This window comes from Mycobacterium sp. (genome assembly GCF_035603715.1).
Taxonomy (GTDB): domain Bacteria; phylum Actinomycetota; class Actinomycetes; order Mycobacteriales; family Mycobacteriaceae; genus Mycobacterium.
Window position 1 is genome coordinate 1 of record NZ_DATNJW010000204.1, and the last position, 6,592, is coordinate 6,592.

At 68.2% G+C, this 6,592-nt stretch carries 8 protein-coding genes; 5 read left to right on the plus strand and 3 right to left on the minus strand.

Features of this window, described 5'->3' with window-relative positions:
* The 5 genes from VN856_RS08680 to VN856_RS08700 form a co-directional block, all read left to right on the plus strand.
* The coding region (locus tag VN856_RS08680) for an IspD/TarI family cytidylyltransferase (RefSeq protein WP_325688035.1) at positions 1-343 on the plus strand (343 nt) is incomplete at its 5' end.
* On the plus strand, positions 340-825 hold the full coding sequence (gene ispF, locus VN856_RS08685; RefSeq protein ID WP_325688037.1) for a 2-C-methyl-D-erythritol 2,4-cyclodiphosphate synthase: 486 nt from the start codon (positions 340-342) through the stop codon (positions 823-825). The genes VN856_RS08680 and ispF, both read left to right, overlap by 4 nt.
* A 154-nt stretch (positions 826-979) precedes the next feature.
* The gene (cysS, locus tag VN856_RS08690; RefSeq protein WP_325688039.1) at positions 980-2,386 is read left to right on the plus strand and encodes a cysteine--tRNA ligase; all 1,407 of its coding nucleotides are present in this window, start codon (positions 980-982) and stop codon (positions 2,384-2,386) included.
* Entirely contained in the window at positions 2,376-3,305 is a 930-nt protein-coding gene (gene rlmB, locus VN856_RS08695) for a 23S rRNA (guanosine(2251)-2'-O)-methyltransferase RlmB (protein ID WP_325688041.1), read from the plus strand. Before cysS ends, rlmB begins: the two co-directional genes overlap by 11 nt.
* A 7-nt stretch (positions 3,306-3,312) precedes the next feature.
* Positions 3,313-3,819, plus strand: a complete 507-nt coding sequence (locus VN856_RS08700) for a hypothetical protein (protein WP_325688043.1) — start codon at positions 3,313-3,315, stop codon at positions 3,817-3,819.
* A 94-nt stretch (positions 3,820-3,913) separates the two neighbouring features.
* On the opposite strand, the gene VN856_RS08705 is transcribed toward VN856_RS08700, so the two are convergent.
* The 3 genes from VN856_RS08705 to VN856_RS08715 all read right to left on the minus strand — a co-directional run.
* Entirely contained in the window at positions 3,914-5,155 is a 1,242-nt protein-coding gene (locus tag VN856_RS08705) for an SLC13 family permease (RefSeq protein ID WP_325688049.1), read from the minus strand.
* Positions 5,156-5,157: 2 nt separating this feature from the next.
* On the minus strand, positions 5,158-6,078 hold the full coding sequence (locus VN856_RS08710; protein WP_325688045.1) for an MBL fold metallo-hydrolase: 921 nt from the start codon (positions 6,076-6,078) through the stop codon (positions 5,158-5,160).
* Positions 6,078-6,592: LamB/YcsF family protein (locus VN856_RS08715; protein WP_325688047.1), on the minus strand; the 515-nt coding region annotated here is incomplete at its 5' end. The genes VN856_RS08715 and VN856_RS08710, both read right to left, overlap by 1 nt.

Consider the following 6,592-nt stretch of genomic DNA (forward strand, 5'->3'; position numbering starts at 1 on the left):
GCCCGAGTTGGTGGTGCGGGTCGTCGAAGCGTTGCGGGCCGGCCATCAGGCTGTCGTGCCCGTGCTGCCGCTTTCCGACACCATCAAGGCCGTCGATGCCAACGGCGCGGTCCTCGGGACCCCGGAGCGGGCCGGTCTGCGCGCCGTACAAACCCCACAGGGTTTTGCCACCGAACTGTTGCTGCGCGCATACCAGCAGGCCGGAACGGCCGATTTCACCGACGACGCCTCGCTGGTCGAGCACGTCGGCGGCCAGGTGCAAGTGGTCGACGGCGATCCGTTGGCATTCAAGATCACCACCCGCCTCGACCTGCTTTTAGCCCAAGCGATCGTGAATCAGTGAACGCGCGAGTCGGTGTGGGCACCGATGTGCACGGCATAGAATCCGGCCGGCCGTGCTGGTTGCTTGGCCTGCTTTTTCCCGATGTCGACGGCTGCGCGGGACACTCCGACGGCGACGTGGCCGTGCACGCGCTCTGCGACGCGCTGCTGTCGGCGGCCGGTTTGGGCGATATCGGCGATGTGTTCGGCGTCGACGACCCGCGGTGGGCCGGTGTCAGCGGTATGACGATGCTGCGCCACGTCGCGGATCTGATCGCGCAGCACGGCTACCGCGTCGGCAACGCGGCAGTACAGGTGATCGGCAACCGTCCCAGGGTCGGGCCGCGTCGGATAGAGGCGCAGACGGCGCTGGCCGAAGTGCTGGATGCGCCGGTGTCGGTGTCGGCAACCACCACCGACGGGCTGGGTCTGACCGGGCGCGGCGAGGGCCGGGCGGCAATCGCAACGGCTTTGCTGGTCGTGGTCGACGACACCCCGCGCTAGCCGCTGCAGGGCCGGCCGATCTTTCGCATCGCGGTGATCGTTTTCCTTGCTGGTAGACGCTCGTGCCGTATCCGGCGGGCTTTGTCGGCGCAATCGGCTCGGCGACGGTGCAGTGGTCATCGATTACATATCCGGCCCGGTAAGCTGGCACGTCGTGACCGATAGCGCCGACCTGCGGCTACACGACACGGCGACAGGTGCCGTGCGTGAGTTCGTGCCGATGCGGCCCGGGCACGTCTCCATTTATTTGTGCGGCGCCACCGTGCAGGGACTGCCGCACATCGGCCATGTGCGCAGCGGGGTCGCGTTCGACATCCTGCGCCGCTGGCTCGCCGCGCGGGGCTGCGACGTCGCGTTCATCCGCAACGTCACCGACATCGACGACAAAATCCTCAACAAGGCCGCCGCTGCCGGCCGGCCCTGGTGGGAATGGGCGGCCACCTACGAGCGCGCATTCTCGGCCGCCTACGACGCGCTCGGCGTCCTGCCGCCGTCTGCCGAGCCGCGGGCGACCGGCCACATCACCCAAATGGTCGAGCTGATCGAGCGGCTGATCGAATCGGGCAACGCCTACGAAGGTTGCGGTGACGTCTACTTCGACGTGTTGAGTTACCCCGAGTACGGCCAACTGTCCGGGCACCGGATCGATGACGTGCATCAGGGCGAGGGAGTCGCGACGGGTAAGCGAGATCAGCGGGACTTCACGCTGTGGAAAGGCGCCAAACCCGGCGAGCCGTCGTGGCCTACGCCGTGGGGACGGGGACGGCCCGGTTGGCACACCGAATGCGTTGCAATGGCCCATGAGTATCTCGGTGCGGAATTCGACATCCATTGCGGGGGAATGGATTTGGTCTTCCCGCACCACGAGAACGAGATTGCGCAGAGCCATGCGGTCGGCGATAAGTTCGCCCGGTACTGGCTGCACAACGGCTGGGTCACCATGGGCGGCGAGAAGATGAGCAAGTCGCTGGGCAACGTGCTGTCGATCCCGGCGATGCTGCAGCGCGTCCGCGCCGCAGAGTTGCGGTACTACCTTGGCAGCGCCCACTACCGCTCGATGCTGGAATTCTCCGAGACGGCGCTGCAAGATGCGGTCAACGCCTACGTGGGCATCGAGGAATTCCTGCATCGGGTGCGCACCCGGGTCGGTGCGGTCGAACCCAGTCGGTGGACGCCGCGGTTCGCCGCCGCCCTCAACGACGACCTCGCGGTACCGGCGGCGCTGGCCGAGGTGCACCGCACCCGCGCGGAGGGCAACCGCGCGCTCGACGCGGGCGACCACGACGCCGCACTGGCGCACGCCGCCGAGATCCGGGCGATGATGGGCATTCTCGGCTGCGACCCGCTCGACGAGCGCTGGGAGTCGCGCGACGAGACGTCGGCCGCGCTGGGTGCGGTAGACGTGCTGGTACGCGCCGAGTTGGAGCGCCGCGAACAGGCCCGGGTGCAGCGCGACTGGAAGCTCGCCGACGAGATCCGGGACCGGCTCAAGGACGCCCATATCGAGGTCACCGACACCGGCGATGGCCCCCAGTGGTCACTGGAAACCGATGGCCGGTAACTCGCAGCGCCGCGGCGCGATACGCAAGACGTCCAAGAAAGGCCCAACCGTCGGCTCCGGCGGGCAGCGACGGCGCGGGCTGGAGGGCCGCGGAGCTACTCCGCCCGCGCACATGCGGCCGAACCATCCGGCCGCCAAGCGGGCCAAGGCACAGGCGCGCCGGCCCCCCAAACGCAAAGACGACGGTTTCGAGACCGTACTGGGGCGCAACCCGGTAGTGGAATGCCTGCGCGCCGGGGTTCCGGCCACCGCGCTGTACGTAGCGCTCGGCACCCAGGCCGACGAGCGACTCACCGAATCCGTGACGCTGGCAGCCGATTCCGGCATCGCGATCCTCGAAGTGCCACGTACTGATCTGGATCGGATGACCACCAACGGTATGCACCAGGGCATCGCGCTGCAGGTGCCGCCGTACAACTACCTGCATCCCGACGAGTTGCTCAAGACCGCTATCGCCACCCCGCCGGCCCTGCTGGTCGCGCTCGACAACATCTCCGACCCGCGAAACCTGGGCGCAATCGTCCGCTCGGTCGCGGCATTTGGCGGCCACGGCGTGCTCATTCCGGAGCGGCGATCTGCGTCGGTGACGGCAGTCGCGTGGCGCACCAGTGCCGGCGCGGCGGCCCGGATCCCGGTCGCGCGCGCCACGAATCTCAATCGGACACTTAAGGAGTGGGCTGATCGAGGCCTGCAGCTGGTCGGACTCGACGCCGACGGCGACACGGTCGTCGACGACGTGGACGGCGCCGGTCCGATCGTAGTGGTGGTCGGATCGGAAGGTAAGGGGTTGTCCCGTCTGGTCCGCCAGAGCTGCGATGCGGTGGTGTCGATTCCGATGTCGGGTCCTGCCGAATCGTTGAACGCCTCGGTGGCCGCCGGGGTCGTGCTGGCCGAAATCGCCCGTCAGCGGCGGAGCTAGCCGAGCGATGGCCAGCTATCTGCCGCGCGACCGTAAGATCCTCGCCGCCACCGGCACCTTTGTCGGCTACACGGCGGTCATGTCCATCCTGGAACGCCGTATGCGAGCGACCGGCGGCCCGGGGATCATCCCATTTGAGTTGGCCGGAAGCGGTTTTCGCGCCGAACAGATCATGGCTCAGTGGGGGCGCGACGGCGAGCGGGCAGCGCGTATCTCGACGTGGCTCGACTTCGGCTACATGACGACTTATGGCGCCCTCACGGCGCTGCTGATCGAGCGCGCTCGTCGGCGTCGCGGGCATCCGCGATCGCTGACCTCCGTCGCGGTGGTGGCCGTGGCAGGCGACGCAGTCGAAGGGGTCGCGCTGCTCAAGGTGCTCGACCGCAAGAACGTCGATAGCAATGCGCGGCTCGCGCGGGCCGCGGCCCTGGTCAAATTCGCTGCGCTGGCCGGCGCACTTGGTTACGTTGTGGCCGAAGCCGCGATCCCGTTACGCGGGTTCGCGGATCGGTGAGAGAACCGACTGTCGGTGTATACCGCTACCGGCAACGACGGTGGCGCAAACTCGTTCGGCGGCATCTGCTGCCGCAGGGTCCGGCCTACGCGAGCTAGACGCCCAGCACCCGCACCGCGGCCCATAACGCCAGCACGGCGGCGACCAGGGACGTGGGCACCGTGAACAATCCGAGGCGGGTGTATTCGCCGACGCTGGCGGATATTTCGTATCGACGTAAGACGCTGCGCCACAATAGGTTCGACAACGACCCGACGTAGGTCAGATTCGGGCCGATGTTCACCCCGATCAACACGGCCAGCACCGCGGCCGGGCCGATCGGCGCCACCAGCGGCACCAGCACCAGCGTTGCGGGCAGGTTGTTGACGATGTTGGCCAGCACGGCCGCAAGCGCCGCGAATCCCAACAGCGCGAGCAGCCCTGACCCAGAGGGCAACAGCGCGCCCATCCGGGCGGACACACCGTTTTGCATAACCGCCTGCACGACAACGCCTAACGCGAGCACGAACACCAGAAACGGTACGTTCGCCGCGCGCACGACATCCGCCGCCGAGGTGTGCCCGCGGGCCAGGCTGCGTACCGCCATCACCGTGGCCCCGGCGAGCGCGGCCCAGGCCGGCGCCACCCCCGCCGCCTCGGCGACCACGAAGCCGATCAGCGTCAGCGCGACGACCACCAACGCGAACACCGGTGTCGGGGGCGCGGGCTCGTCCTGCTGCGGATCGGGTTGCACGCTGAGGTCACGGCGGAAGAACACCCGGAAAACGACGTAGACGGTGCCCACCGCGGCCAGCCAGGGCAGCGTCATCAGCGCGGTGAACCTGACGAACGACACGTTTGCGGCGTGAAAGGCAAGCAGGTTGGTCAAATTCGACACCGGCAGCAGCAGCGATGCGGCATTGGCCAGGTGCGCAGTCGCATAGGCGTGCGGGCGGACCGGCGCCCGCAGTCGCCGAACCGTGGTCAGCACAACGGGGGTCAGCAGTACCACCGTCGCGTCGAGGCTCAACGCCGCGGTGATCACGGCGGCGATGACGAACACCTGCCGCAGCAGGCGTCGCGAACCAACGCGGCCGCGCGCCATCGCCGCCCCGGCAGCCTCGAACAGACCCTCGTCGTCGCACATCTTGGCCAGCACCAGCACCGCGCCCAGGAATGCGACGACGTGCGACAGCCGGGCAGCTTCGGTGATCGCATCGTGCATCGAGATCGCGCCGACGGCGATCAGCAGCACCACCGCTGGCACGGCGGCGAACGCCTCCGGCCAGCCCCGTGGACGGGCAACGGCGAACGCGAGGACAGCCGCCAGCGACAGGAGCGCAAGAATGAGCGTCAAACTCAGGCCCACGGGTCTTCGCGTTGCCAGACCGTCGGCATGTGCAGCGCGACACCGTCCTGCTCAGCCAGCCTGCTCAGGACGCGCACCGACACGTCCAGGTCGTCGGCGACATAGGGCAAGGCGCGCAACGGTTTCGACAACGGGCGGAAGAAATCGTCCCAGTGCACCAGGACCACGCGGCGCGCACCCACGGCTCGCACTGTCTCCGTCCAGTAGTCGACGACATACGATTCCGGTTGCACGCCGAGCAGTCCCACGCCGAGATAGACCACCTCGGCTTGGCGGCCGGTCAGCGAACCCTTCACGAACCCGGCGCTGCCCTGAATCAGCAGCCGTCGATCCGACGACCGGTGATGCACCAACGCCGACCAGGCCTCGCCGCATCGGTAAGCCGACGCCCGCACTGGCGGCACCACCGGCTCATCGATCGTGCCCGGAAACCGGTCAGGTGGGCTATGACGGGATTCGACCAGCGTTATATCGAAGGCGCCCAACCGAATTGGTGTGCCCGAGTCCGCGATCACCAGGCGGTCTGCGGTAAGTCCATGGCCGCGGCCGACATTGGCCGCAGACTCGCCGCCGACCAGTTGCGCCCCGGTTCGGTCAGCGACCAGCGCGGAATCCAGCGCGTGGTCGAAATGCGTGTGCACCGGGACGACCGCCGCCAACTTCGTGACACCGGCGCGTGCCAGGCATCCGTCGACCCGGGCGGGCGACGGCGCGACCTTGCCCATCCCGACCCGGCCCAGACCGGGCCGGGAGAAGAAACCGTCGGTCATCACGGCCGAGGTCCCGTCGTCGATCAGCAGCGTCGTGACTCCCAGCCACGTCACCGTCAGCGCTGCATCGGGGCCGGCGACCGGCACGCTGAAGCGGTGCGAGTGTCTCGCGAGATCCGGCCGCCCGGTTCGCAGCCGCATCAGCAGAACGCCTTCAACTCGATGCCGGCGGTTTTCAGCCGGTCCGCGACGGCCGATGCGATCTGCACCGCGCCGGGTGAATCACCGTGCACACAAATCGATTCCACGTGCACTGCGACCGTCGATCCGTCGACCGCGGTCACGGCTCCATCGACTACCATTCTCAGCACGCGGTCGGCGATCGCGGCCGGATCACTCAACACCGCGTCGGGTTCGCGCCGCGACACCAGCTCGCCATTCGGCCGATAGGCGCGATCGGCGAACGCCTCGGGGACGGTACGTAGCCCGCGCTGGCGGGATTCCTCGAAGAAGACCGAGTCGCCCAGGCCCAGCACCGGCAGTCCGGCGTCGACCGTTCGCACCGCTTCTGCGACCGCGGCTGCCTGTTCGCGGTTGGTCACGATCGTGTTGTACAGCGCCCCATGGGGTTTGACGTAGGAGACCGCGGAGCCGGCCGCCTGCGCCAGCCCGTGCAGGGCGCCGATCTGATAGACGATGTCGGCCACCAGATCCT

Excerpts from the sequence above, each read along its gene's own strand:
- rlmB (WP_325688041.1), top strand. The coding sequence starts at position 2,376 with ATGGCCGGTAACTCGCAGCGCCGCGGCGCGATACGCAAGACGTCCAAG.
- VN856_RS08700 (WP_325688043.1), top strand. The coding sequence starts at position 3,313 with ATGGCCAGCTATCTGCCGCGCGACCGTAAGATCCTCGCCGCCACCGGC.
- VN856_RS08710 (WP_325688045.1), bottom strand. The coding sequence starts at position 6,078 with ATGCGGCTGCGAACCGGGCGGCCGGATCTCGCGAGACACTCGCACCGC.